Annotated in this window: 18 protein-coding genes; 11 read left to right on the top strand and 7 right to left on the bottom strand. The window is 56.5% G+C overall.

The features are described from left to right. Nucleotides 1-324: 324 nt before the first annotated feature. On the bottom strand, nucleotides 325-1,035 hold the full coding sequence (locus WG31_RS04340) for a lysophospholipid acyltransferase family protein (RefSeq protein WP_063353747.1): 711 nt from the start codon (nucleotides 1,033-1,035) through the stop codon (nucleotides 325-327). A 181-nt stretch (nucleotides 1,036-1,216) separates the two neighbouring features. Between WG31_RS04340 and ahcY the strand changes: the two genes are divergently transcribed. Continuing rightward, a complete protein-coding gene (ahcY, locus tag WG31_RS04335) occupies nucleotides 1,217-2,506 on the top strand; it encodes an adenosylhomocysteinase (protein ID WP_006116224.1) in 1,290 nt (429 codons plus the stop codon). 269 nt (nucleotides 2,507-2,775) lie between these two features. Continuing rightward, nucleotides 2,776-3,171, top strand: a complete 396-nt coding sequence (locus WG31_RS04330; RefSeq protein ID WP_063354874.1) for a DUF3597 domain-containing protein — start codon at nucleotides 2,776-2,778, stop codon at nucleotides 3,169-3,171. A 144-nt stretch (nucleotides 3,172-3,315) separates the two neighbouring features. On the opposite strand, the gene WG31_RS04325 is transcribed toward WG31_RS04330, so the two are convergent. The 5 genes from WG31_RS04325 to zapE all read right to left on the bottom strand — a co-directional run bounded on the left by WG31_RS04325 (nucleotide 3,316) and on the right by zapE (nucleotide 12,009). After that, entirely contained in the window at nucleotides 3,316-4,350 is a 1,035-nt protein-coding gene (locus WG31_RS04325) for a L,D-transpeptidase (RefSeq protein ID WP_035354017.1), read from the bottom strand. Between the two features lie 65 nt (nucleotides 4,351-4,415). After that, nucleotides 4,416-6,143 (bottom strand): dihydrolipoyl dehydrogenase, encoded by a 1,728-nt coding sequence (gene lpdA, locus WG31_RS04320; RefSeq protein ID WP_063353746.1) that lies wholly within the window; start codon nucleotides 6,141-6,143, stop codon nucleotides 4,416-4,418. 80 nt (nucleotides 6,144-6,223) lie between these two features. Next, nucleotides 6,224-7,465 carry a 2-oxoglutarate dehydrogenase complex dihydrolipoyllysine-residue succinyltransferase gene (gene odhB, locus WG31_RS04315; RefSeq protein ID WP_063353745.1) on the bottom strand — a complete coding sequence of 414 codons (1,242 nt, stop codon included), beginning with the start codon at nucleotides 7,463-7,465 and terminating at the stop codon, nucleotides 6,224-6,226. Between the two features lie 111 nt (nucleotides 7,466-7,576). Further along, the gene (locus tag WG31_RS04310; protein WP_063354873.1) at nucleotides 7,577-10,450 is read right to left on the bottom strand and encodes a 2-oxoglutarate dehydrogenase E1 component; all 2,874 of its coding nucleotides are present in this window, start codon (nucleotides 10,448-10,450) and stop codon (nucleotides 7,577-7,579) included. A gap of 209 nt (nucleotides 10,451-10,659) precedes the next feature. Continuing rightward, nucleotides 10,660-12,009: a cell division protein ZapE gene (zapE, locus tag WG31_RS04305; protein WP_082823129.1), complete on the bottom strand. Its 1,350-nt coding sequence runs from the start codon at nucleotides 12,007-12,009 to the stop codon at nucleotides 10,660-10,662. A 17-nt stretch (nucleotides 12,010-12,026) separates the two neighbouring features. Here zapE and WG31_RS04300 point away from each other — a divergent pair, with 17 nt between their 5' ends. Continuing rightward, nucleotides 12,027-12,365 (top strand): carboxymuconolactone decarboxylase family protein, encoded by a 339-nt coding sequence (locus WG31_RS04300; RefSeq protein WP_006116234.1) that lies wholly within the window; start codon nucleotides 12,027-12,029, stop codon nucleotides 12,363-12,365. Between the two features lie 11 nt (nucleotides 12,366-12,376). Here the strand turns inward: WG31_RS04300 and WG31_RS04295 are convergent, their stop codons facing one another. Continuing rightward, on the bottom strand, nucleotides 12,377-14,566 hold the full coding sequence (locus WG31_RS04295; protein ID WP_063353743.1) for a ComEC/Rec2 family competence protein: 2,190 nt from the start codon (nucleotides 14,564-14,566) through the stop codon (nucleotides 12,377-12,379). Between the two features lie 38 nt (nucleotides 14,567-14,604). Between WG31_RS04295 and gltX the strand changes: the two genes are divergently transcribed. Genes gltX through WG31_RS04255 form a run of 8 tightly spaced genes read left to right on the top strand, consistent with a single transcriptional unit; the run spans nucleotide 14,605 to nucleotide 26,609 of the window. Continuing rightward, the gene (gltX, locus tag WG31_RS04290; RefSeq protein ID WP_063353742.1) at nucleotides 14,605-16,011 is read left to right on the top strand and encodes a glutamate--tRNA ligase; all 1,407 of its coding nucleotides are present in this window, start codon (nucleotides 14,605-14,607) and stop codon (nucleotides 16,009-16,011) included. Beyond that, nucleotides 16,004-16,945, top strand: coding sequence for an aspartate carbamoyltransferase catalytic subunit (locus WG31_RS04285; protein WP_035354029.1), 942 nt, complete (start codon nucleotides 16,004-16,006; stop codon nucleotides 16,943-16,945). The genes gltX and WG31_RS04285 overlap by 8 nt, the downstream gene beginning before the upstream one ends. After that, nucleotides 16,942-18,234 carry a dihydroorotase gene (locus tag WG31_RS04280; RefSeq protein WP_063353741.1) on the top strand — a complete coding sequence of 431 codons (1,293 nt, stop codon included), beginning with the start codon at nucleotides 16,942-16,944 and terminating at the stop codon, nucleotides 18,232-18,234. Before WG31_RS04285 ends, WG31_RS04280 begins: the two co-directional genes overlap by 4 nt. Further along, the gene (gene plsY, locus WG31_RS04275; protein WP_063353740.1) at nucleotides 18,234-18,875 is read left to right on the top strand and encodes a glycerol-3-phosphate 1-O-acyltransferase PlsY; all 642 of its coding nucleotides are present in this window, start codon (nucleotides 18,234-18,236) and stop codon (nucleotides 18,873-18,875) included. Before WG31_RS04280 ends, plsY begins: the two co-directional genes overlap by 1 nt. 30 nt (nucleotides 18,876-18,905) lie before the next feature. Then, on the top strand, nucleotides 18,906-20,144 hold the full coding sequence (gene dprA / locus WG31_RS04270) for a DNA-processing protein DprA (protein ID WP_063353739.1): 1,239 nt from the start codon (nucleotides 18,906-18,908) through the stop codon (nucleotides 20,142-20,144). A gap of 29 nt (nucleotides 20,145-20,173) precedes the next feature. Further along, nucleotides 20,174-22,864: a type I DNA topoisomerase gene (gene topA, locus WG31_RS04265; protein WP_063353738.1), complete on the top strand. Its 2,691-nt coding sequence runs from the start codon at nucleotides 20,174-20,176 to the stop codon at nucleotides 22,862-22,864. 6 nt (nucleotides 22,865-22,870) lie between these two features. Further along, nucleotides 22,871-24,901: an RNB domain-containing ribonuclease gene (locus WG31_RS04260; RefSeq protein WP_063353737.1), complete on the top strand. Its 2,031-nt coding sequence runs from the start codon at nucleotides 22,871-22,873 to the stop codon at nucleotides 24,899-24,901. 46 nt (nucleotides 24,902-24,947) lie between these two features. Further along, nucleotides 24,948-26,609, top strand: a complete 1,662-nt coding sequence (locus WG31_RS04255) for a S41 family peptidase (RefSeq protein WP_170315308.1) — start codon at nucleotides 24,948-24,950, stop codon at nucleotides 26,607-26,609. The last annotated feature ends 9 nt before the right edge of the window (nucleotides 26,610-26,618 follow it).

Genomic DNA, 26,618 nt, shown 5'->3' with positions numbered 1-26,618 from the left:
GAACATTCATGGCGGTTTTCTACAGAGTCTCGGCTTTTATCCACAGGCAAAGGCGCTTCGCCGTTATTCTGTCATATTCAAAACAGTTTGTAGGGGAAAACCTGATGCTGCTTTTTACGCGGGAAAATCTTTTCAAAAAAATCCCTGAATATGAAAGACAAAAATAAGACAGACCTGTCATTCACAAAAAATTTACAAAGTATTCATTTCGCATTTTACAGATATTTACAGAAAAACCACCCCGATTACTGATGCTACCGCACACATGCGCAAGGTAAATTCCACAAAGTTATCCACATGCTTTGGGGATTTTATCCCCCGCCATCAGGCTAAGGGCTGAAATGTTTTTTCCTGTTCGCGCCAACCTGCTTCAATATCCGCCAGCAAGGCTGCGCGCTTGGCGGGGCCTACGGCTGGGCCAATAGCAATATGCAAAACGCCAGAGCGTTTGAAAAACGCATTGCGCCCCCAGAACAGGCCAGAGTTGGTGGCAACCGGAATAACAGGCAGCTTGGCGTGGTTAGCCATGGCGGCAATGCCCGGTTTAAGTGCTACGTGCTCACCCGGCGCCGTGCGTGTGCCCTCAGGAAAAATAATAATCTGCCGGTCTGCCTTCAGGGCTTTATCTGTTTCCTGCAACAGCATGCGCATGGCCTTAGCCCCTGCCGCACGCTCAATAGGCATCATGCCCGTTAAAACCAGCATGGGGCCAAGCAGCGGAATACGCCGCAGCTCACCCTTCATCACATAACAGGGGCGGGGCAGCAGCAGCATCCATACCAACGTATCAAAAGCGGATTGATGTTGGGATGCAATAAGTGCCGGGCCATGGGTGGGCAGATGCTCCAGCCCCGTGATTTCCACCTTTACGCCGCAAATACTGCGAAACAGCGCCAAAACCAGCCGAGACCACAATTTTGCATAAGGCAGCGCCAGCCTATGCGCAAACCAACGAATGGGAAAAGCCCCCACCCCCATAAGCAGCGTAAGCAGAAAAGCCAGAACGTTAAACAGAACGGAACGAAACACAGACATTCAAAAAACCCAGCGCAGCCTCAAAGATCATTCATGACATGTTGCATCTGGACACCAGAAAAAAAGCCCATATGCAAGCGGCAAGCATACAGGTGCTGCATCTGCCATGCCTGTTTCGGCTGGCATCCACCTGCCCCACGCTGTATAGAAAAGCCCGATCTGCACAGGAAGACAGGATAATATGAGCGATTACAAGGTTAAGGATCTCTCTCTCGCTGAGTGGGGCCGCAAGGAAATTTCCATTGCCGAAGGCGAAATGCCCGGCCTGATGGCCCTGCGCGAGGAATACGGCCAAAGCAAGCCGCTGAAAGGCGCACGCATTGCTGGCTGCCTGCACATGACCATCCAGACCGCCGTGCTGATTGAAACACTGGTGGCCCTTGGCGCCACGGTGCGTTGGTCATCTTGCAACATCTTCTCTACGCAGGATCATGCTGCGGCTGCCATTGCTGCTGCGGGCGTTCCCGTATTTGCATGGAAAGGCCTGTCGGAAGAAGAATTCTGGTGGTGCATTGAACAGACAGTGAAGGGCCCCGATGGCTGGACCCCGAACATGATTCTGGATGACGGCGGTGATCTGACCGTGCTGATGCACGACAAATACCCCGAACTGCTGGCCAACGTGAAAGGCCTTTCTGAAGAAACCACAACAGGTGTGCACCGCCTGTGGGAAATGCAGAAAAAAGGCACGCTGAAGGTTCCGGCCATTAACGTGAACGACAGCGTTACCAAATCCAAATTCGATAACCTGTATGGCTGCCGTGAAAGCCTGGTGGACGCAATCCGCCGTGGCACAGATGTCATGATGGCTGGCAAGGTTGCCGTTGTTGCCGGTTATGGTGATGTGGGTAAAGGTTCTGCTGCCTCCCTGCGCAATGCAGGCTGCCGCGTTCTGGTTACGGAAGTAGACCCCATCTGCGCCCTTCAGGCCGCCATGGAAGGCTACGAAGTGGTGACGATGGAAGAAGGTGCCCCCCGTGGTGATATCTTTGTAACCGCCACCGGCAATGTGGACGTTATTACGCTTGACCACATGCGCGCCATGAAAAACCGCGCCATTGTGTGCAACATCGGCCACTTTGATTCTGAAATTCAGATTAACGCGCTGCGTAACTTTACGTGGGACAACATCAAGCCGCAGGTGGACGAAGTTGTGTTCCCCGATGGCAAGCGCCTGATTGTTCTGTCCGAAGGCCGTTTGGTGAACCTTGGCAATGCCACAGGCCACCCTTCCTTTGTGATGTCTGCTTCCTTCACCAACCAGACACTGGCCCAGATTGAACTGTGGACAGCGCCGGAAGGTAAATACGAAGCCAAAGTGTACACCCTGCCTAAAAAGCTGGATGAAAAGGTTGCGGCCCTGCATCTGGCCAAGGTTGGCGCACATCTGAGCAAGCTGAACAAAGAGCAGGCCGAATATATTGGCGTGCATGTAAACGGCCCGTTCAAGCACCAAGACTACCGCTACTGATTTTTTCAAATCAGAGACACAAAAGGGGTATGGGCCGCCAGTTGGCCCATACCCCTTTTTTATGTTCTGCCTGCTTTGCCTTTACGGGACAGGCTGCCTTTTTCTGGCCATCTCTTGTAAAAAAACTTAATATTCAGAAAGCATTAAGCGCTCTATGCAACAAGCAATGCTGCTGTATGCTTAGGGGCAGTTGCATGGCTTGCCTTTAAGCATTCTGCTTCATTGTATTGTACAAAGTCATGCTGGCTCTTGCGAAAGGATTTCTGAACATGAGCATTTTTGGCTCCATTCTCTCCGCCATTTTCCATCATGCCAAGGCTGCCACGCCAGACACCACATCCCCCGCCAATGCTGGCGCACAGCCTTCTGCTGCTGCCGCTGCCGCTCCGGGCACCATTCCGCCTGCTGGCACGCCGGTAAATGTTGATGCCGTGCTGGCCGATATGGCTGCAAAAAATGACCAGAACCTGAACTGGCAGGAATCCATTGTGGATCTGCTGAAGCTTCTGGGCCTCGACAGCTCCTTGGATGCCCGCAAAAAGCTGGCTGGCGAACTGGGCTATACGGGTGACACAAACGATAGCGCCACCATGAACGTTTGGCTGATTAAAGAAGTGCGCCAGAAACTGGCCGAAAACGGCGGTAAAGTACCTGCTGGCCTGTAATATCTGGTAAGAAAAACCAGTTTTACCGGTTAAAATAAAAGGCGTGCTGCTTACGGGCGGCACGCCTTTTTTATTAAGGCATCAAGCAGACACAGGCACATTTGGTTTTAGCCCCAAACCGTAACACCCGGCCCCGGCCTACATTTATCCACGCGCAGCTAATTTGGATGGGCCTGTATTTTCTTTAAGTGCTGCGGTTTTATCAGAATCCGGGTGATAATCTGCCGAATCCACCACCACCACGGCTAAACCCGAAATGGCGGTGGGCTTTCTGTCTGGCCGCAATAGGGCTCTAAAGCGAATATCCACGGCAGCCCATTGCTCATATTCCGCATCTATCAGGCCGTGCTTATCAATAAACACGTTTAACGATGCCGGAATACGAATACAGCCCTCAGATGCCGTATGGCCTAGCCGTTGCTCCAGATAAACGGGATCGGTTGCGTGCATTTCCAACCGGATCTGGCCTTTTTCTCGGCTGGGCAGCCAGCCTTTTTCAGCCCACTGCCAGCCAAAATCCCATACCCGCATGCCTTTGATACCGTTGCCACGAATACCATTTTCATTTTTGGTGCCCAGCGCACGGTAACCCAGCCGATCTGCCGTGTTGGTAAACACCCCTGTTGGCGTGATGTAATAATACTTACGCCCCGTTGTGCCGGTAGAAACCTTGGTGCTGCCAATAACCTGCCAGTCTGGATCATTCGGCAAAGCCAGAATCAGACACAGACGCTGCACAGACGGGTTACGATCCACCACCACCAAAACCTGTGGCCGATCAATAGTGTACCCGGCCTGTTCCAACTGCTGGCGTGCCAATGCAATCCATGCGGTTTTACGTGCGGTTGAAACTTTAAGGGCTACGGGCACTTCGTGCCGGAAATCCCGCGTAAGGCTATCTGCTTCCTTACGGGCTTCATCATCATCCACCACAGGCATTGGGGGAAGCTGCGCGGCTTCTTCCGGTGGTGGAGTATAAGGCACATGCCCATCCGGGGCTGCCTGCGTGGTTACAGGTGTTTGTGCGCCATCACCCTGTATGGGTGGTTTTTCTGGCCGGGATTCTTCGGTTTGAGAGGCCGCATCTGGCGCAGGCGTTTGGGCCGCAGCAAACCCGCCCGGTGCCAAAAGCAGGCTACCAGCCATTGCCCATACAGTTGGATGCCTTGGCACAAACATGCCACCTCTCTCCCATCTTCTGAATGGAAGAGAGTATGACACCACTTTCAACCAGAAGGAAACTTTCAGATGTTGATCGCGCGGTTGTCAGCGCCCAACGCGGCTTCCTTCACGGCTTCACTCAGGGTTGGATGTGCGTGGCACACGCGGCCGATATCTTCGGCAGAGGCCCCAAATTCAATGGCCATTGTGGCTTCGGCAATCAGTTCACCAGCACATGGGCCAATAATATGCACACCCAGAACGCGGTCTGTCTGCTTATCTGCCAGCACCTTTACAAAGCCATCCGTCATGCCCAAAGCGCGGGCACGGCCATTGGCCATGAAGGGGAACTTGCCGGTTTTGTAAGCCACGCCCTTTTCTTTAAGCTGCTCTTCCGTAAAGCCAACGGAGGCAACTTCCGGCCATGTGTAAATCACACCCGGAATGGCATCGTAATTGACGTGCCCAGCCTGACCAGCCAGCAGTTCTGCCAAAGCTACGCCTTCTTCTTCTGCCTTATGGGCCAACATGGGGCCTGCAATAACGTCACCAATGGCGTAAATGCCCGGCACGCTGGTAGCGTAATGTGCATCCACCTCAACACGGCCACGCTTATCCAGCGCAATACCGGCTTCTTCCAGACCCATGTTTTTGCTGGCAGCGGTGCGGCCCACAGCAACCAGAACTACATCGGCCTCAAGCGTTTCGGCGGCACCACCGGCTGAAGGTTCAACCGTCAGCACCACGCCTTTTTTGGTTTTTTCAGCTTTGGTCACCTTATGGCCCAGCTTCATTTTGAAGCCCTGCTTCACCAGCAGCTTCTGGAACTGGGAGGCCACCTCATTATCCGTGCCTGGCACCAGACGATCAAGGAATTCAACAACAGTTACATCGGCACCCAAACGGCCCCATACACTGCCAAGTTCCAGACCGATCACGCCGCCACCAATCACGACAAGGCGCTTGGGCACTTCGGAAAGCTCCAGCGCACCCGTGGAGGTGACAATAACTTTTTCATCTATCTCAATGCCCGGTAGATTTGCACTGTTGCTGCCGCTGGCAATAACAATGTGCTTGGCGGTAACGGGCTTGCCATCCACGCTAAGGCGGCCTGTGCCTTCCACCTTGCCGTGGCCTTTCAGCCAGGTGATGCCATTCTTCTTGAACAGATATTCAACGCCCTTCACGTTGGCGCCAACAATATCTGCCTTACGGGCCTGCATGCGGGCCAGATCCAGCTTTACGCTATCAATCACCACACCATGAGCGGCAAAATCATGCCCGGCGGCATGGTAGTTTTCGGAAGACTGAAGCAGCGCCTTGGAAGGAATACAGCCCACGTTCAGGCAGGTGCCGCCAAGCGTTGCGCGCTGTTCAACACATGCAACCTTAAAGCCAAGCTGTGCAGCGCGAATGGCGCACACATACCCACCGGGGCCAGCACCAATAACCACTACATCGTAATCTGTTTCTGCCGGAGCCTGTGCTGCCGGGGCCGTTGCGGCAGCGGGCTTAGCTTCTTCTGCCTTGGCAGCAGGAGCGGCAGCTTTTGCGGCGGGCGCAGAACCAGCAGCACCGGCTTCCAGCGTAGCCAGCACAGCGCCCACTTCTACTTCATCACCTTCTTTAACGGCATGATTTTCAAGCCGACCGGATGCAGGAGCAGGCACTTCTACGCTTACTTTATCTGTTTCCAGCTCAACAACGGGCTCATCTACTTTTACAGCTTCACCCGGCTGCTTCAGCCACTTCCCCACCGTGGCGGTCGTAACGCTTTCTCCAAGTGTGGGAACTTTAATTTCAATCGGCATGGGTCTCGTCTCGCTCACGTAGGGATATGCAGAAAAATTGGCCGAAGAGGTGCACATCCACCCCTTCGGCAACCGCGCTATCAAACTTCAATCAGAAGGCGGCGCGGGTCTTCTACGTTCTGCTTCACCCGCACAAGGAAGCTAACCGCTTCCTTGCCATCTACAATGCGGTGATCATAAGAAAGGGCAATATACATCATCGGGCGGATCACCACCTGCCCGTTCACTGCCACCGGGCGTTCCTGAATGGAGTGCATGCCCAGAATACCAGACTGCGGTGCATTCAGGATGGGGGTGGACAGCAAAGAGCCGTAAATACCGCCATTGGTGATGGAGAAGGTGCCGCCAGAAAGCTGATCCAGCTTAAGCGTGCCTTCACGCGCTGCCTTGCCAAAACCTGCAATGGTTTTTTCAATTTCGGCATAGCCCATTTTGTCGGCATCACGGATAACCGGCACCACCAGCCCATTTGGCCCACCCACGGCGATGCCGAGGTTTACGAAATCACGGTAGATAACGTCATCACCGTCGATTTCTGCGTTAATGGCCGGGAATTCTTTCAGGGCTGCCACAACAGCGCGGGAGAAGATGGACATATAGCCCAACTTGACACCGTGCTTTTTAACAAACGAGTCCTGATATTCGGCACGCAGCGCCATAGCGCCGGACATGTCGATTTCATTAAACGTTGTCAGCATGGCCGCCGTGTTTTGTGCTTCCTTCAGGCGGCGGGCAATGGTGCGGCGCAGGCGTGTCATTTTCACGCGTTCTTCACGCGGGTCATCATTACGCGGCGGCTTGGGGGCAGCGGCTGGTGTTGCAGCCTGTGGGTTAGCCAAAAAGCCCAACACATCACCCTTGGTAATACGGCCACCAAGGCCTGTGCCTGCAAGCTGCTGTGCGCTCAGGCCGTTTTCAGCCATCATCTTGCGGGCTGCTGGCAGAGCGGCACCGGCATCTACTGCTGGCGCAGGTGCGGCGGCCTTAGGAGCTGGCGCTGCGGCTTTTGCCGGAGCAGCCGCAGCTACGGGTTCTGCTTTCTTTTCCGGGGCAGCGGCTTTGGCTGCTGGTGCCGCACCGGCCTTACCGGGTTCCAGAGTGGTTAGCAGTGCGCCCACTTCTACTTCCTGATCTTCCTTGGCAGCCTGCGGGCCCAGAATACCAGCCTGCGGCGCAGAAACTTCTACGCTCACCTTATCTGTTTCCAGCTCAACAATCGGTTCATCTGCCTGCACCGCTTCGCCCGGCTGCTTCAGCCACTTGGCCACGGTTGCTGTGGTTACGCTTTCACCCAGTGTCGGCACCTTGATCTCGACAGACATCCTGTTCCCCATCTTTTCTTCAAATCCCCGGCGCCATTTTAATTTTTGGCAATGGCACCGGGGGTGCGCCCGTATTTGCGGGCCGTTTTCTTCAATTCAGCCTAATCCGGTTCAGCCAGACTTTTTCAGCCCCAATGCGCGTTCAACCAAGTCTGCCTGCTCTGCCGCATGAATACGGGCAAGGCCGGTGGCCGGGCTGGCTGCTGCTGCACGGCCCACATATTGCGGGCGGCCTGCCTTATGGCCTGCGGCAACAAGGGCTGCTTCAATCCGCCTGTCTGCAAAATGCCATGCACCACCGTTTTCCGTTTCTTCCTGACACCAGACAATGTCTGCTTCAGGATAGCGCTTAAGTTCGGCGGCTAGGGCTGCTTCCGGGAAGGGGTAGAGTTGTTCCAGACGCAGGATGGCAACATCCTTAATGCCTTTTTCCCGGCGTTCGGCCAGCAGATCGTAATAGACCTTGCCAGAGCAGATCACCACGCGGCGCACTTTGTTATCGGCACCCAGATCATCAATTTCGCCAATAACGGGTTTAAAGCGTGTGCCGGGCCCAAAATCTGCCAGTGCGGAAACAGCAAGTTTGTGCCGCAGCAGAGATTTCGGTTCCATCAGGATCATCGGCTTGCGGTAATCCAATTTAAGCTGGCGGCGTAGAGCATGGAAGTAGTTTGCTGGCGTGGTGATGTTGCAAACAAACATGTTATTTTCAGCGCAAAGCTGAAGATACCGTTCCAGACGGGCAGAAGAATGTTCCGGCCCTTGCCCTTCGTAACCATGCGGCAGCAGCATGACCAAACCGGACATACGCAGCCACTTGGTTTCCCCCGAAGCAATAAACTGATCGATAATTACCTGAGCACAGTTGGCAAAATCACCAAACTGGGCTTCCCACAGCACCAGCGTTTGCGGGTTGCGCACAGAATATCCGTATTCAAACCCAAGCACGCCGTATTCTGAAAGAAGCGAGTTCCAGATTTCGATTTGCGCCTGCTTGTCCTGAATGTGGTTGAGCGGCGTAAATGGTGTCTGGTTGACCTGATCCGTCCACACGGCATGACGCTGGCTGAACGTGCCACGCTGGCAATCCTCACCAGAAAGACGCACACGGTGGCCATCCAGCAGCAGAGAGCCAAAGCCCAGAGCTTCACCAGTTGCCCAGTCAAACCCTTCACCCGTGCTGAACATATTTGCCTTGGCCTTAAGCTGGCGGGCAATTTTGGAATTCAGGTTGAAGCCTTCTGGCACTTTTGTAATGGCTTCGCCAATCTTGCGCAGCGCATCCAGTGCAACACCTGTTTCAGGGAAGGCGCGTTCCGGATCATGCCCGGCAGCCACAAGACCTTTCCAGCCACCTTCCAGCCAGTCTGCCTTGTTGACCTTATAAGACTGAGCAGCCTTGTAATCTTCATCCAGCTTGGCGTGGAAGGCATCCCACTGGGCCTTCACTTCGTCATCCGTCACAACGCCTGCTTTTACAAGGTGTTTTGCATAAAGCGTGTGTGGCGTATCGTGCGCGGCAATGGCTTTGTACATCACCGGCTGCGTAAAGACGGGCTCATCCGTTTCGTTATGCCCGTGGCGGCGATAGCAGATGATATCCAGCACAATGTCGCTTGCAAAAGCCTGACGATAATCCGCAGCAAGACGGGAGACGTAAATGACCGCCTCGGCATCATCACCATTAACATGAAGCACGGGGGCTTCAATGGATTTTGCAACATCGGTGCCGTAAACGCCCGAATGCCCACATTCCGGATTGGTGGTAAAGCCAATCTGGTTGTTCACCACCATATGGATGGTGCCGCCGGTGCGGTACCCCGGCAGTTGGGACATAGCAAAGGTTTCGTAAACAATACCCTGCCCGGCAAACGCCGCATCACCGTGGATGATAACGCCAAGGCTGGACAGGCGTTTTTCCGTATCACCCGCATCATCCTGAATGGCGCGCACCTTACCGCACACGACCGGATCAACCGCTTCCAGATGGGAAGGGTTGGGCTGGAGGGAGATATGCACCGCCTTGCCTGCTACATCCACATCTGTGGAGGAGCCAAGGTGGTATTTAACGTCACCCGAACCTTCAACATTGTCTGGTTTGAAGGAACCACCAGCAAATTCGTTAAAGATGGCCACGTAAGGCTTGCGCACTACGTTCACCAGCGTGTTCAAACGCCCACGATGCGCCATGCCGATGGCAACAGAGGTTACCCCCTGGCTGGCGCAGGAATCAATAATAGCGTGCAAGGATGGAATGGAGATTTCCCCCCCTTCCAAACCAAAACGCTTCGCACCCACGTAGCGCTTCTGGCAGAAGGCTTCAAACCCTTCTGCTTCGGTCAGATTGGCTAGGATAACCTTCTGCTCTTCCACCGTTACGCGGGCGCGCCAGTTATCGCCTTCCAACCGTTTGCGCAGCCATTCGCGCTGTTCGTGGTTACGGGCATACATGTATTCCGCGCCAATGCTTTCGCAATACACAGAACGCAGCGCCGCAATAACCTCGGAAACCTTGGCCGTGTTCTTGCCCTTGAGCAACGGATCAAGCAGTGATCCAATAAACACTTCGCGGTTTAGGTCTTTTTCACCAAAACCGTATGATGCGGGGTCCAGTTCCTCGGTTTTATGCGGCACCTTCAGGCCCAGCGGATCAAGCGAGGCTTCCTTATGACCGTATTCACGATACGCACGGATCAGCCGGGCAATGGCCAAGCTATCCTGCGCGGCCAACCCACCAGCCGGGCCACCTTTTCCTTTCGGAGCGGGTGCGGGTTCATCCCCCGTGATAATGGAAGGGCGTGGCGCCCAAGAGGCTCCAACGGCATCCTTCAGCACTGCGGCTTCATCATCGCCCAGCGAGCTGAACAGAATATCGAAGGACGGATCTACACTTTTAGGATCCTTCGCCCACTGGGCATACAGATCCGCAAGGTAAGCGATATTGGCACCGTTAAGAGCGGTTGCCAGTACGTCCGAAACCGCCATCTCACATTCCTCCTTGCCGCGGGGCACATGCGCACCGTTGGCCAGATATTGCGTTGTTCTCCACCGTAAACCGGACCATTTTTTCTTCACTCCGCCCCATAGCGCGGAGCGTCCCCTGTGTCCTTTTTGCCGGAAAGCCATCCCGCTTCCGGCTTGTTCTGCATCAAAGAGCTAGACCGCGTATGTGGCGGGAACAAGGGCGTGGGATGTCACGCTCTAGAGAGGCTATGAGCCTGTTGCGCAGCCTGCGCCCCATGCTCCAGCCAGCTTTCACTTCCCATCTCAGCGAGACGTGATGCCGTACGGGCAAACGCATCTGCACCATCTCCATCTGTAAACAACTGGTCGGGCTGGGCATCAGCCGAGGCAAACAGCAGATTTCCGTTGTCATACAAGGCATCTATGAGCGTGATGAAGCGCCGGGCAAGGTTGGCATCATCCTGCCCCATGCACGGAATGTTATCGACAATCACCACCGGAAAATGCTTGGCCAGCGCCAGATAATCATTCGGCCCACGCGGTTTGCCACACAAAGAGTTGAAATCAAACCGGCACACCGGGCCTGCCGCCATATCCACCTCAAACACGCGCCCACTAAATTTTAGGTCTACCGGGCCGGGCTTTTCATCTGCTGCATAGCGGGCAAAAATTCTGTCCAGCCTGCTTTTGGCCTGAGAATCCGCAGGCACAAGCCATGTTTCACGGTCTTGCTCGCGCCCACGGCGATAATCACGCTGCGAATCCAGCTCAATCGTATCCAGTTCGCGCTGGATAATGGCAATAAACGGCTTAAACGCATCTGCGCCGGGGCGGTTCTGGAACAACTGCGAAGGATCTGTGTTGGAGGTGGCAACAATAACCACCCCATTAGCAAACAAGGCCTCAAACAGCCGCCCCAAAATCATGGCGTCGGCAATGTCATTCACCTGAAACTCATCAAAGCACAGAAGCTGCGCCTTGCTGGCGATGGTTTTGGCCAAAGGCGGAATGGGATCTGCCATATTGGGGTTGGCGGCTTTAAGATCATGCAGATCACGATGCACATCCTGCATGAAGCGCAAAAAGTGGATGCGTTCCTTTTTTTGCACGGGTGCGCAGGCGTAAAACAGATCCATCACCATGGTTTTGCCGCGCCCCACACGGCCCACAATATACAGCCCACGCGGGCGCGCCGGGCGGGTGGCAAACGTATCTGCCTGCGGGCGCAGCCTGCGGGCCAACCCAGCCAAAAGCCCCTTGGCTCTGCCTTCTATCCCTTCCACAGGAGGCGGCGCAGCCGTGGCGGGCATGGAAGCAAGCTCCTGCCACAAGGTGTTCAGCCGCGTTACAACGCGCAGCTGGTCTGGATCACTCTTCAGTTCCCCTGCCGCAATACGCTGCTGGTAAACTGCCAATGGCCCCAGCCGTATTGCGGCCGATGCCCCGTTCATGTCTGTCTGTGTCATAATCCTGCCCGATAACGGCTCCACCGCACTTTCCGCAAGCGTACAAGCCTCTCCTAACCGTGTCGTGACAAAAAGCGCCACATCTGATGCAGTTGTGATCGGTTTAGACCACATAATTCAGAGAGGCGATCATGACAGACTGGAATGCTTACCGTGCAAACATGGCACAGAATGTCAAAACGCTGGCGTCCCTAACACCCAATACTCTTAAAGGGCTGCAAACGCTGGAAACACCCCTACCAGAAAAAAAGCATCTGGATGATAAAACGCGTGAACTGATTGCACTGGCCGTAGCTGTTACCACCCGGTGCGATGGCTGTATTGCCGTACACTCCGCCGCCGCCAAAAAAGCTGGTGCAACCAAGGAAGAAATAGCCGAAGCCCTTGGCGTGGCCGTAGCGCTAAATGCAGGGGCCGCCCTTGTTTATTCCAGCCGCGTGATGGAAGCGTTTGAAGATACGCCAGAATAAGCCCCTTTTGCTTATTCTGAAGGTGCTAGTGGCAGAACAGGCATACCGTGGCCGCCGGGCTTTAACACCCAAGGGCGTTGCCCACGCCATGCACGGTCTGTTCTGAGCACATTGCCGCTTTTATGCAAAAATATTGCTTCTGCCCCGTTTTCCCACGCTGAAAACCGATCCAGCCTTATAGGCGCATTCAGGCAGGAAGCACGTAAGGGTGCCACGCTGATAACCACATCCGCACCCGTACATATATCGACAGGCAGAAGTAAACGCCCATCCGAGGCATCCTGCCTGCGCACTACAACATCCTGCCCATGCAGCAACGCCACGCAGGTATCTGGCGTGTTTTCTGCTCCGCATGTAAGGGCGCCATCGGGCGTTTCTCCCTCCGGCGGAAATATGCCTACGGGTTGAGCAAAATATTGGCCCCATGCCTGCATAACAGGCCGCGCTGCACGGGATTGGCCCATGACATATATTTTGTCAGACTCTCTTACCCCTACCAACCCACCATCCGGGCTGATAATTACATCTGGCTGCACTAAAAGCCACGGGCTTACCACACCCAGCACCAAACCAGCGCACCCCGCCCAACGCCAGCGCTGCCGCCACAGACATATCCAGCACAGGCCCAACATAACGGCCAGAAGCCCCCACCTAGGCATGTGCGGCACAACCACACGCGCAGCAGGCCAATGCGCCACCATATGCGCCAGCCATATAATGGGGCGGATACCCACACCCAGCAGCCATAAAAACGGGGCATCCATGTGGAGGGGCATAAACGCAAGGGCAATTAAGCCAAGCGGCATAATCCACACAGCCATCAGCGGCACAGCCACCATATTGGCCACCACAAAAAATGGCTGAATAACGCCAAAATGCGCCATAGCCACCGGTAAGGTGGCACATCCTGCCAGCACGCTGGTCAATGCCAAAACAACGCTATGCCACGCCAGCCAGTGCCCAAGCCCTGTTGTGCTGGCCCGCCAGCGCATAAGCTTTGGCTGCAACACCTCATACCCTGCTACCAGCGCCATCACTGCCGCCATAGACATCTGAAACGCAACACCCATCACCACCTGCGGCATCCATAGCACCAGCACACAGGCCGCCACCGCCAAGCCGCGCATGGAAACAACACGCCGCCCCGCCGCAATGCCCAGCACGGCAACTGCGGCCATTAACAGGCTGCGCTGAGCAGGCAGATGCGCCCCTGTCAGCAGCACATAAACCAGCCCCGCACCCCACGCGCAAAAGGCGGCCAATGCCTTACAGGGCCAGCGCAAGGCTGTGTATTCCGTAGTCGCCAAAAGCAGACGGCTAGCGGCCATAACAAGGCCCATCACAATACCCAGATGCAGCCCTGCAACAGCCAGAAGATGCGCCAAGCCGGAGGCTGCAAAATCTTCCCGCAACTGTTTTTCTACAGTTTCGGAAGCCCCCACCAGCACGGTGGCAGCCACGCCACCTTCTGGGCCGGGTAGAATGGTATGGATGCGGGCATTTATGCGTTCGCGCAGGTTTTCAAACCGCAATTGCAGCTTATGGCCTTGTGCCAGCACAACAAGCTGCACAAACCCCAAAGCCCGGCCACTTCCCGCCTGATTGGCAAACCATGCCTCAAACTGTCTATCCCGCGCGCCGGGCAGCACTGGAAATGGAGGGGGCTGCAAAAGAGCCTTAACCCGAAGATGATCTCCCACCCGCAGCGCAGCCGGATCATTGGGTTGGAGATACACAGAAAGCACGCGCCGCAGCGGCGGCATGCCATCATCCAACGCATTGTAAAAAACGGCCTGCGCCAGATCTACTCTGCGCTGGAACGGGGCATCCATGCCATCTTCTGGCGGCAACAGAGCAATAGCCTGCACTGTGCCCGCTATTTCTGTAGCAAATCGGGGTAAATCGGGCATAGGCGTATGCCTGTGCGTGCCACCCCACGCCGCGGCAAACCCAATAGCCACAGTTATGCACCCGCCCCAGAGCAGACGCCCCCAAAGCGAATAACGCCTGCGCCATGCTGCAATACTGGCCAGCACAGCCACACCACACGGCAGCACAAACCCCACCGGCAGGTTGGGTTCTGTGTGCAACAGGCCAAAATACAGCACCGCACCCAGCGCCAAGCCCACCGGTGCCCACAACACCAGCCGCCTTTGTTCCTGAACAAGCAAAGAATGCAGGTGTAACATCAAGCGTGGCATATGGCTCCTTGCGCTTGCGCATGGTATGGAACCACCCCATGACCACCATCCGTACACGCTTCGCTCCGAGTCCTACAGGCCTGCTGCATATTGGCAACGCCCGCGCAGCCCTGTTCAATTTCCTCTTTGCCCGTCATCACGGCGGCGAGTTCCTCCTGCGTATTGAGGATACCGACCGTGAGCGTTCCACCCAACAGGCTGTAGACGTTATTTTTGACGGTCTGGCCTGGATGGGGATTGAACCGGATGAAGAACCCGCCTTCCAATCCTCGCGTGAGGCGCGGCACCGGGAAGTTGCCCTTGAGCTGCTGGAAAAGGGCCTCGCCTATAAATGCTATTGCACGCCGGAAGAGCTGCACCAGATGCGTGAGGATGCCAAGGCCAAAGGCCTGCCCCCACGCTATAACGGCATGTGGCGAGATCGGGACCCCTCCGAGGCTCCGGCTGGCGCACCTTTTGCCGTGCGTATTAAAGCCCCGCGTGAAGGGGAAGCCACCATTCATGACCTTGTGCAGGGTGAAGTGCGCGTTGCCAATGCCGAACTGGATGACATGATCATCCTGCGGTCCGATGGCACCCCCACCTATCAGCACGCCGTTGTGGTGGATGACCACGATATGGCCATTACCCACGTTATCCGTGGTGATGACCACTTAACCAACACCTTCCGCCAAGCCATGATCTACCGCGCCATGGGGTGGGATCTGCCACGCTTTGGGCATTTGCCGCTTATTCATGGCCCGGATGGCGCCAAACTTTCTAAACGCCACGGCGCGCAGTCTGTGGTGGAATTCCGTGAAATGGGCTACCTGCCCGAAGCCCTGTGCAACTACCTGTTGCGTCTGGGCTGGGGACATGGGGATGCAGAAATCCTCTCTAGAGAAGAGCAGATCAAGCTGTTTGATATTGATGGCGTTGGCCGCTCTCCTTCCCGCATGGATTATGCCAAGCTGCTGCACATCAACGCCGTATGGCTGCGGCAGGCGGATGATGAACGCCTGACCAACGATGTGATGGAACGGTTTAAAAAGATGGACGGCGTAAGTGTGGATGAAACCACCCGCGCCCGCGTGGCTGCCCTGATGCCGGGGTTGAAGGAACGCGCACGCACGCTGGTTGAACTGGCAGAAAGTGCGGCTTTCCTTGGCCGTCAGGTGCCGCTGGCATTCAATGACAAAGCACAAAAGCTGCTCACGCCAGAAGCCCGCACCATGCTGGGTGAACTGGCGCGTGATTTGGCCGCCGTGCCAGATTTTACGCCAGAAGCCATTGATACCACCTTGCGCAACTTTGCTGAAAAGCATGAACTCAAGCTGGGTAAAGTAGCGCAGCCTGTGCGTGCCGCCGTTACAGGCTCCAACACATCCCCCGGCATTGATGCCACCCTGCAAGCGCTGGGCAAGGATGAAACCCTCGCCCGTTTGGGAGCCGTTCTGCATGGCTAGCTTTCCCGGCCGCCACACCCGGCATCTGCTCGGGCTGGAAGGCATGACGCCCGACCAGATTGAGCCTTTGCTGGATCTGGCCGAAAGCTATGCCCTGCTCAACCGCTCCCGCAAGGTGCCGCGTGATGTGCTGCGGGGGCGCACCCTTATCAACCTGTTCTTTGAGGACAGCACGCGCACCCGCACATCTTTTGAGCTGGCGGGCAAGCGTTTGGGGGCGGACGTTATCAATATGTCCGTTGCCCAATCCTCTGTGAACAAGGGTGAAACCCTGCTGGACACCGCCGCCACACTTAACGCCATGCGGACAGACCTGCTGGTGGTGCGCCATGCTCAATCCGGCGCACCGGCCCTGCTGGCGCAAAAGGTGGAAGCCAGCGTGGTAAACGCGGGTGACGGCATGCACGAGCACCCCACACAGGCCCTGCTGGATGCGCTCACAATTCGCCGCCACTTGGGCACATTAGGTGGGCTAAAGGTAGCCATTTGTGGGGATGTAGCCCATTCCCGCGTGGCGCGCTCCAACATCTTCTTGCTTACAGGCATGGGCAGCACGGTGCGGCTTGTTGGGCCACCCACACTGGTACCCGGCGCCATGAAGCAACGCGGGGTGGATATCTTCCACAACATGGAAGAAGGCCTGCAAGATGTGGATGTGGTGATGATGCTGCGCTTGCAGCGTGAGCGCATGTCCTCTGGCCTTATCCCCAGCGCGCGTGAATATTTCCGCTTTTTCGGGCTGGATCAGCGCCGGTTGCAGTTGGCCCGCAAGAATGCGCTGGTAATGCACCCCGGCCCCATGAACCGCGGCGTGGAAATAGACAGTCTTGTCGCTGATTCTGACCAGAGCGTGATTCAGGAACAGGTTGAAATGGGCGTTGCCGTGCGCATGGCCGTTCTGGACCGCCTTACCCGCAGCAGGCCCGCCGCATGAATACCCTTTTATTTGAAAACGTCCGCCTGATAGACCCCGCATCCGGGTTGGATCAACCCGGCCGCCTGCTGGTGCGTGATGGCGTTATTGTTGGCACAGATAAAGCCGGAGCCGAAGGCGCACCGGAAGAAGCCACCGTTATTGATGGCAAAAACGCTGTGCTGTGCCCCGGCCTTGTAGATATGCGCGTAGAAATTGGTGAACCGGGGTATGAATACCGTGAAACCGTTTCCTCCGCCGCGCGGGCCGCTTCCGCCGGGGGTATTACCACCCTTGCCGTGCTGCCCACCTGCAAACCAGCCATAGATAACCCGGCCCTTGTGCGTATGCTGCGCACCCGTGGGGAAGACACCGGAGCCATCACCATTCTGCCCTACGGTGCTCTCACCAAAGGGTGCGAAGGCAAGGAACTGGCCGAAATTGGCCTGCTGCACGAAGCGGGAGCCGTGGCCTTTACAGATGGCGCACGTGCGCTAGACCCCGCGCGGTTAATGCGGCTGGCCCTTTCCTACGCCAGTGGCTTTGGGGCCATGATTGTACAGCACCCTGAAGAACCTTCGCTGGCAGGCTCTGGCTGCGCCACCGCTGGGGCTTTGGCCACACGGCTGGGGTTACCCGGTATTCCCGCAGCGGCAGAAGCCATTATGATTGCGCGGGATATGCGGCTGGCTGAACTTACGGGCGGGCGGCTGCATTTTGCCCATGTTTCCACCGGTGAAGGTGTGGCCCTTATCCGCCAAGCCAAGGAACGCGGGTTAAATGTAACCTGTGATACCGCGCCCCCGTATTTTGACCTGAACGAAAACACGATTGGTGATTTCCGCACCTACGCCAAGTTCTCTCCCCCATTGCGGAGCGAGGAAGACCGGCTGGCCATTTGCGCCGCGCTGGCAGATGGCACGATAGACGCCATTGGTTCAGACCACCTCCCGCGTGATGCAGATGACAAGCGCCTGCCCTTTGCGCAGGCCGCAACCGGCGGCACAGGTTTGGTAACGCTTCTGGGTGTTACGCTGGCACGGGTGCATGATGGCACGCTCACACTGCCTCAGGCTCTTTCTTTGCTAACCCATCGCCCGGCACAGTTGCTGGGTGCAGAATGCGGCACGCTGGCCGTTGGCGCTGCGGCTGATCTGTGCTTGTTCGATCCCGAACAAAGCTGGCTGGTGGAAGCTGGCAAACTGCCGGGCCGGGCGCAAAACACACCCTTTGATGGTCGCCCGCTGGAAGGCCGTGTGCTTGGCACATGGAAAGCCGGCCGCCGGGTTTATGAGGCAGGGCAGGCATAATGGACTCCCTGCCCCCTTATGCCTTAAAGCTTATCGCGGCCATGGCGTTCATGGGCTACACGCTGGGCAGCGTGCCCTTTGGGCTGCTCCTTACCAATCTGGCTGGTGCGGGAGATTTACGCAAAATTGGTTCCGGCAATATCGGGGCCACCAATGTCTTGCGCACGGGCCGGAAGGATCTGGCAGCCGCAACGCTGCTGCTGGATGCTGCCAAAGGTTTTTTGGCAGTTGCCATTGCCTGGATTATGACGCCGCCTGATTTTTCAGACAACACCGTAACCGTGGCTGCACTGGCCGCTGTGGTGGGCCATTGCTACCCGATTTTTCTGGGGTTCAAAGGCGGCAAGGGCGTTGCAACCGGGCTGGGCACCATGCTGGCCCTTTCTCCGCTTACCGGGCTGGCTGGCTGCGCCACATGGCTCGGTGTTGCCAAGCTGACACGCATTTCCTCTGCCGGTGCTTTAGCGGCCTTCATCATCATGCCGGTGGTGGTGCTCGCACTTTATGGTTTTTCCTTTCATGCCTCTCCCAAGCCATTGGCTGCTGTGCTGATCAGCGTGTTGGTGATTGCGCGGCATCATGAAAACATTGTCCGCATTTTTAGCGGGAAAGAGCCGCGGATTGGTGAGAAAAAGCCGTGATCTGCAACTTGGCTGTCTGATTTTTCGCATATGACATCTCTACCCGCCTGCCTACGTCTGGCCCGTACTGAACAGGTTGGCCCACGCACATGGCGGAAACTGGTAGATAAATACGGCTCTGCCGCAGCAGCGCTGGAAGCCCTGCCTTATCTGCCAGTGCGGGGGCGTAACCAGCCGGTTATGCCGCCGATGGATGTGGTGATGAGGGAGATAGACGCCACCTTGCAAATGGGTGGCTGTTTTCTGACACTTTTTGATACAGATTACCCTGCTTTTTTACGCCAGATTCCGGATGCGCCGCCTGTGCTAAGTGTTCTGGGCGATGTTGCATGCCTTAGCCGTGCAGGAGTCAGCATTGTGGGGGCACGCAATGCCTCTGCACAGGGCATGCGGCTGGCAGAAAGCCTTGCAACAGAACTGGTAGAAGCCGAGCTAAGCGTTATTTCCGGCTTGGCGCGCGGCATTGATAAAGCCGCCCATAAAGGGGCGCTCCATCGGCTGGGCTGCACCGTAGCCGCCATTGCCGGTGGGCTGGATTGCCCCTACCCACCAGAAAATGCCAGCCTTCAGGCAGAAATTGCCCAAAAAGGCGCAGTGGTAACCGAAGCCCCACTAGGCACGGCCCCTTTGGCGCGCCACTTCCCACGCCGTAACCGGCTTATTGCAGGCTTGGGCCTTGGCTGCGTGGTGGTGGAAGCAGCACCCCATTCTGGCACACTCATTACCGCCCGCATGGTAGTAGATTATGGGCGGGAGTTATTTGCCGTTCCCGGATCACCGCTAGACCCGCGTTGCAGGGGCAGTAACAATCTTTTGCGTAATGGCGCTGTTTTAACAGAAAGCGTGGCAGATATTTTGCCGCATTTGCCGCCTGTTGTTCCTCAACCTGCTGGCTCTACGCACCCCTTTTCCAGCGTTACCGCACCACGCCAGAAAAAATCTGCATCTGCTGCGCAAACTGGCCTGCCTTTTGTTTCAGACCCTCCGGAGCCTGCATTTTTTACTTCTCCCCAAAATGTGGATGAAAAAGAGCCAATTGCCTTAAAACCGCATTTTTCAGCGCCTTCCACCGCACAAGATGTGCGCGAAAACCTGCTTTCGCTCCTCTCCTTTACGCCCATAGCGGTTGACGATCTGATAAGGCGCTGCCAGTTCTCGGCTTCTGCCGTGCTTGTCGCGCTCACGGAACTTGAGCTTTCTGGCTGCGTCTCCACTTATCCTGGGGGCATGGTCGGTCTGGCGGATAATCAGGCAGAAACGGCAGGGTAAGTGCTGCTTGCAGGCAGGTCGGAGAGAGTATGACTGACGTTGTTGTGGTCGAATCGCCCGCAAAGGCAAAAACGATCAACAAATATCTGGGTGATGGCTACACGGTGCTGGCCTCCTTCGGGCATGTGCGCGATCTGCCACCCAAGGATGGCTCCGTGCTGCCGGATGAAGACTTCACCATGAAGTGGCAGTCTGATGAACGGGGCATGAAGCAGGTTGCCGCCATTGCCAAGGCGCTTAAAGGCGCCCACCGACTGTATCTGGCCACTGACCCTGACCGCGAGGGTGAAGCCATTTCGTGGCATGTGCGTGCTATGCTGGAAGAACGCAAAGCCCTGAAAGGGGTGGATGTTCAGCGCGTTACGTTTAACGAAATTACCAAATCCGCCATTCGGTACGCCATGGAACACCCGCGGGATCTGGATTTCCCGCTGATTGAGGCCTATCTGGCCCGCCGGGCGCTGGATTATCTGGTGGGCTTTACGCTTTCCCCCGTGTTGTGGCGCAAACTGCCCGGCTCTCGCAGTGCGGGGCGTGTGCAATCTGTGGCGCTCCGCCTGATTTGTGAGCGCGAAGCCGAGATTGAGGTTTTTAAACCGCGGGAATACTGGAGCGTTATTGCATCGCTGCTTACCCCTGCGGGTGCCGCCTTTACCGCACGGCTAACGCATCTGAACGGCAAAAAGCTGGATCAGTTTGATCTGCACAACGCCGAACTGGCCGAAGCTGCCAAAAAAGCGGTGGAAGCTGAAAACCTTGCCGTAAAATCTATTGAGCGCCGCAAGGTTCGCCGCAACCCGCAGCCACCGTTCACCACCTCTACGTTGCAGCAGGAAGCCTCCCGCAAGTTGGGCATGAGCGCACAAACCACCATGCGCACCGCCCAGCAGCTTTATGAAGGCATGGATCTGGGCGGTGAAACTGTAGGTTTGATCACTTATATGCGAACCGACGGCGTGACGATGGCGCAGGAAGCCATTAATGCTATCCGTCAGCATATCGGCCAGAAAATTGGCACGGAATATGTGCCCGCCAAGCCGCGTATCTATACTTCCAAGGTGAAAAACGCGCAGGAAGCGCATGAGGCCGTGCGCCCCACAGATGTTTCCCGCACGCCCGACTCCGTTGCTCGGTTCCTGAACAATGATCAGCGCCGGCTGTACGAACTGGTATGGAAACGTGCAGTTGCCAGCCAGATGGAATCTGCATCTCTGGATCAGGTGGCGGTGGATATTGCTGGCCCCTCCGGCCAGACCGTGCTGCGCGCCAATGGCTCCATCATCACGTTTGAGGGCTTTCTCAAGCTCTACCGTGAAGGGCGCGATGATACGGAAAAAGCAGCGGATGATGATGCCCGTATGCTGCCCAGCATGCAGGAAAAAGACCCGCTCAAGCGCGAAAAAGTGGATGCCGAGCAGCACTTCACCCAGCCGCCACCGCGTTATTCCGAAGCATCGCTGGTCAAAAAGATGGAAGAGCTGGGTATTGGTCGCCCCTCTACCTATGCTTCCATCCTGACCGTATTGCAGGATCGCAGCTATGTGCGGCTTGAAAACCGCCGCTTTATTCCCGAAGCGCGCGGACGTCTGGTTACGGCCTTCCTTGTCTCGTTCTTTGAGCGATATGTGGATACGGGCTTTACCGCCAGCCTTGAAGAACTGCTGGATGATATCTCCGGTGGCCGCGCACAGTGGAAGCAGGTTCTGGCCGCGTTCTGGAACGATTTTTCCAAGGCCGTATCCGGCACCAAGGAACTCACCATTACCGATGTGCTCAACGCACTCGATAAGGACTTGGGGCCATTCTTCTTCCCCGATCGGGCGGATGGATCAGACCCGCGGGTTTGCCCTTCCTGCGGCACAGGCCGCCTTGGGCTGAAGCTCGGCCGTTATGGCGCATTTATTGGTTGCTCCAACTATCCGGAATGCCAGTACACCCGCCGCTTAACGGCAGATAGCGCCGAAGAAGGTGATGATGCTGCCCTTAAGGACGGTATGCGCCTTTTGGGCCAGAACCCCGAAACAGGTGAGGATATTACCGTGCGCCAAGGCCCGTGGGGCCTGTATGTGCAGCAGGGTGAACCCAACCCCGAAGACAAAAAAGCCAAGCCCAAGCGTGCTTCTCTGCCCAAAAATATCAATGGGGAAAGCATTACGCTGGATCAGGCCCTTGGCCTGCTTTCCCTGCCCCGCCTTGTTGGCGTTCACCCCGAAACGGGCGAGCCCATTCAGGCCGGGCTTGGGCGCTTTGGTCCATTTGTAAAAATGGGCGCAGTATATGGCTCTCTGGACAAGGACGATGACGTTCTAACCATCGGCCTGAACCGCGCTGTGGATGCACTGGCCAAAAAGCTGGCCTCCATCCGCAATCTGGGTGTGCACCCCAAGGATGGTGAACCGATTATGGTGCGCAAGGGCCGCTTTGGCCCATATGTGCAGCATGGTCAGATAGTAGCCACCCTGCCGCGCGGCACAGATATGGATGCCGTAACGCTGGATGAGGCCGTGGCTCTGTTGGTAGACAAGGGCAAACCCCTAAAAGCCAAGGCTGGCGCCAAAAAGAAAGCCACCACCAAAACAACGGCCAAAAAGAAAACCGCAACCAAAAGCACAGCCAAGGCTGATGAAGACGGTGCGGAAAAAGCGGCGCCCAAGAAAAAAGCACCCGCTAAAAAGAAGGCCACCACCACAACGCGCAAGAAAAAAGCCGAGACCGAGTAATCTGTCATGTCGGCAAGCCCGTATGTTTCTGCCCTGCCATCTGTGCAGGAGCTACGGGCTTTTCTTGAAAGCCGCGCCGGAGCCGCCACCGGGCTAACGGACATTCTGCGCACCTTCCAGCTTCCCGTGCGGCAAAAGGCCAGCATACGCGCTTTGCTGCACGATATGGCCGTTGCGGGGGATCTGCTTGATCTTGCTGCCGGCACGCTCAAGGCTTCCATCGGCCTGCCAGATGTTGCCCGTATGCGGGTTTCCTATATTCGGGATGATGGCAACGCGGCTGGCTTTTTGGCCGATGATGCACTCTCCCGCCCTGTTGTATTGCTGATAAAGCCGCCGGATACGCCGTATCTTTTTCCCGGCGATATTGTGCTGGTACGCCTGCGCCCGGCAACGGACACTCAAAAGCGCGAGGCGCGTGGCCTGCGGCTTCTTACCCGGCTTGATAACAACCTGCCCGTTACTCCCGCCAACACGCCAGAACCCTTGTTGCTGCCATGTGATGCGCGGTTAAACCTGCCGCTTACCCCAGAAGAAAGTACAAACACCCTCCCTCTCGCACCGCAACAGATTGGGCTTGCAACACCGCATGCTCTGCCTCATGGCGCTTATGCGGGACGTGTGCACAGCGTTTTGGGCAAGGTTGATGATGCAGGCATGCCCTCACGCCTCAGCCTGCTTATCCATCATCCACCCACTACATTTTCAGAACAGGCCGAGGCCGAAGCCCGGCAGATCGCACACCAGAACACTGCCTTACAGAGCGCACCTGCGCCTTCTGGCCGCACAGATTTACGCCACCTGCCGCTTATCACCATTGATGATGCCTCAGCGCATGATTTTGATGATGCACTCTGGGCCGAACAAACGGCTGAGGGTTTTCATCTTATTGTGGCCATTGCCGATGTAGCGCATTGGGTAAAGCCCGGCTCCGCGCTGGATATGGAAGCGCAAGAACGTGGCAATTCCATTTATCTGCCAGACAGAGTGGTGCCCATGCTGCCACTGGCTCTTTCTGCACAGGCTTGTTCCCTTTTGCCGGGGCAGGATCGGCTTTGCCTCTTTGCTGATATCCACATTACCCCGGATGGGCATGTAGTTTCTGCTCATATTGGCCGTGGGATCATGCAAAGTGCAGCGCGGCTGACATATGAAACCGTGCAGCAAGTCTTTGAGACACAAGCACATCAGCCCACTTTGCCACCCGAACACCCTGCGGCCCTGTTAGCACCTGCGCTACTTCCCGCATTGCGCAATGCGGGGGCCGCCATTCGGCGCGCAGCCCTCCAACGCGGTGTTATGGAACGGGAAGAAACAGGTTGGAACGTGCAGTTTGATAGCAGCGGGCAACCCTGTGCCTTTGTGCCGCGTAACACTCAGGAAGCACATTATATGGTGGCGGCGTGCATGATTCTGGCTAATCAGATCGCAGCGGAAAAATTGCAAGCGCGGGCGCTGCCAGCACTTTTCCGTACCCATGCGCAGCCCAGCCCCGATAGCCCGCGCCCTATGGCACGCTACAGCACCTGCGCAGCACCACATTATGGCCTGCGGCTCAAGCACTACACGCATTTTACCAGCCCCATCCGCCGCTATGCAGATCTGCTAGCACACCGCGCCTTAACCCATATAAACGACTCCTCTGCGCTGCCTCACGTCCCCCTGCCAGCACCAGATGTGGCTTTGGTATCACAGCTAAACTTTACAGAACGCCGGGCAGCAACCATCATGCAGGATAGTCTGAACCGGCTGGCTGCTCTCTTTCTTGCTCCACTTATTGGCCAGAGAATGTCCGCCCATGTCATGACAGCAACACGGCATGGCTTGCGGGTGAGATTGACGAAAACCGGAACTCCGTCTTTCCTTGCATGGTCAGCTTTTCCGGATCGCACAGGGATGAATGACGACTCGCAGCACACCCATGCCTTGGCACATCACCCCCACGTGCAAAGTGGGGCTGTACTTTCAGTTACCTTGGCGGGCACCTGCCCGGCACGAGGTACGCTGATGCTGACTGATGCCGTATATGAGCACTGAAACCGCCATCTGGTTTGTGCGTGGTCTGCCGCGTGCCTTGCCGGGCATGGTGCTGGCTGTGTTGCTTTTTTGCCAGCCTGCACCCCTGCACGCCCAAAGCAAATCCGATACACCGCTGCCAGACAGTGCTCCGGGCTCGGCCTCTGCAACACAGGCTACTGCATCCGTAGCACCTGCGGCAGAACAACAACCCGCTGCTTCCGCTACTGCGGCGCCAGACAAAGCACCTGTGCCGGATATGCTGATGGTTAAATCCGTTATCAGCACCGCCCTTCAGTTTTTACAGCCGCGCACGCTGGAAGCTCATAGCTATCGGGATTTCACACTTTGGGGGCTGGCCAGCCTTTCTGCGCTTGATCCTTCCCTGTCTTTCGATTCCCGCGGGGCCAATATCCAGCTTCTTTCTGGCCAAACCAGCCTGCTCTCCCGCCCTGCCCCTACAGATGGTTCAGCAGATGATTGGGCACAAATTGCCGTGGATTTTCTGGATACAGCCCGCGCCCATTCCCTTGCCGTGCGCACAACCAGCCGCGAAGAGCTGGTGCAGGCGTTTTTTGATGAACTGTTTAACCATCTAGACCCCTATTCCCGCTATATTGGCCCCACTTCCGCCACATCAGATCGGGCTGCGCGTGTGGGTGGAGAAGCAGATATTGGCGTTAGCCTGGGGCAAAGTGGCCGCTACCTTGTTGTATCCGCCATAAACGCCAACGGCCCGGCCTGGACAGCCGCCATAGATACGGGTGACAGGCTGCTTTCCGTCAACAACCGCTTAACAGCAGGCAAAACGCCCGAAACGGTTATGGAATGGCTGCGCGGAGAGGAAGATACCCCCGTTGTGCTGCGCCTGCTCACCCCCGGCCAGCGCCGCGCCCGCACCGTAACCCTGCGCCGCGCCAAAACCCCGCCCGAAACCGTATTTGCTTTTGCCAGTGGTTCCATTGTGGTGCTGCGCGTAACGGCCTTTTCCTCCGATACCGCAGAGGAAATGAGCCAGTATCTGGATCAGGCCGTGCAGGATACGCACTTAAAAGGCCTGATTATAGATTTGCGCGGCAACCGTGGCGGCGTGCTGCAACAGGCCGTAACCGCCGCAGCCCTGCTGCTTGATAGAGGTGTGGCCGCTGTAACCAGCGGGCGGGATTCTCAGGCAAACCACATCTGGGCCGTGCAGGGTGGAGACATGACAAACGGCCTGCCCATTGCCATTTTAGTAGATGGACGCACCGCAAGTGCGGCAGAAATTCTGGCCGCAGCCTTGGCGGACCATCGCCGCGCGGTAGTGATTGGCAGCGCCACATTGGGCAAAGGTCTTGTGCAAACCGTGGCGCAACTGCCTGATGAAGGTGAGCTGTTTGTAACATGGAGCCGCGTTATAGCGCCGTTGCGGTGGCCGTTGCAGGGCCTTGGTGTCATGCCACAGGTTTGCACCAGCCTTGGCGCTGCTGATGTAGAAAAAAATCTGCATGATCTGGCAGAAGGGCAAGTGGCCAATCAGGCTGCCATTACGGCTTCTCGCAATGCGCGCTTTCCGATTCCCGTTTCCCAGATCATGTCTATCCGCAAAACCTGCCCCGCCGCTTTGGGAACTGACCGGGATGTAAACGTGGCGCGTAGCGTGCTGGAGAATCCACAGTGGTATAAAACGGCCATCAACGCCATTCCGGATGATGCCGTAACCGCCCCCCAGATTTCCGCAGCCCCTTAAAGCAGGATA

Origin of the sequence: Acetobacter oryzifermentans (assembly GCF_001628715.1) — a bacterium.
Lineage (GTDB): Bacteria > Pseudomonadota > Alphaproteobacteria > Acetobacterales > Acetobacteraceae > Acetobacter > Acetobacter oryzifermentans.
This window is presented reverse-complemented; position numbering and strand designations above follow the sequence as displayed.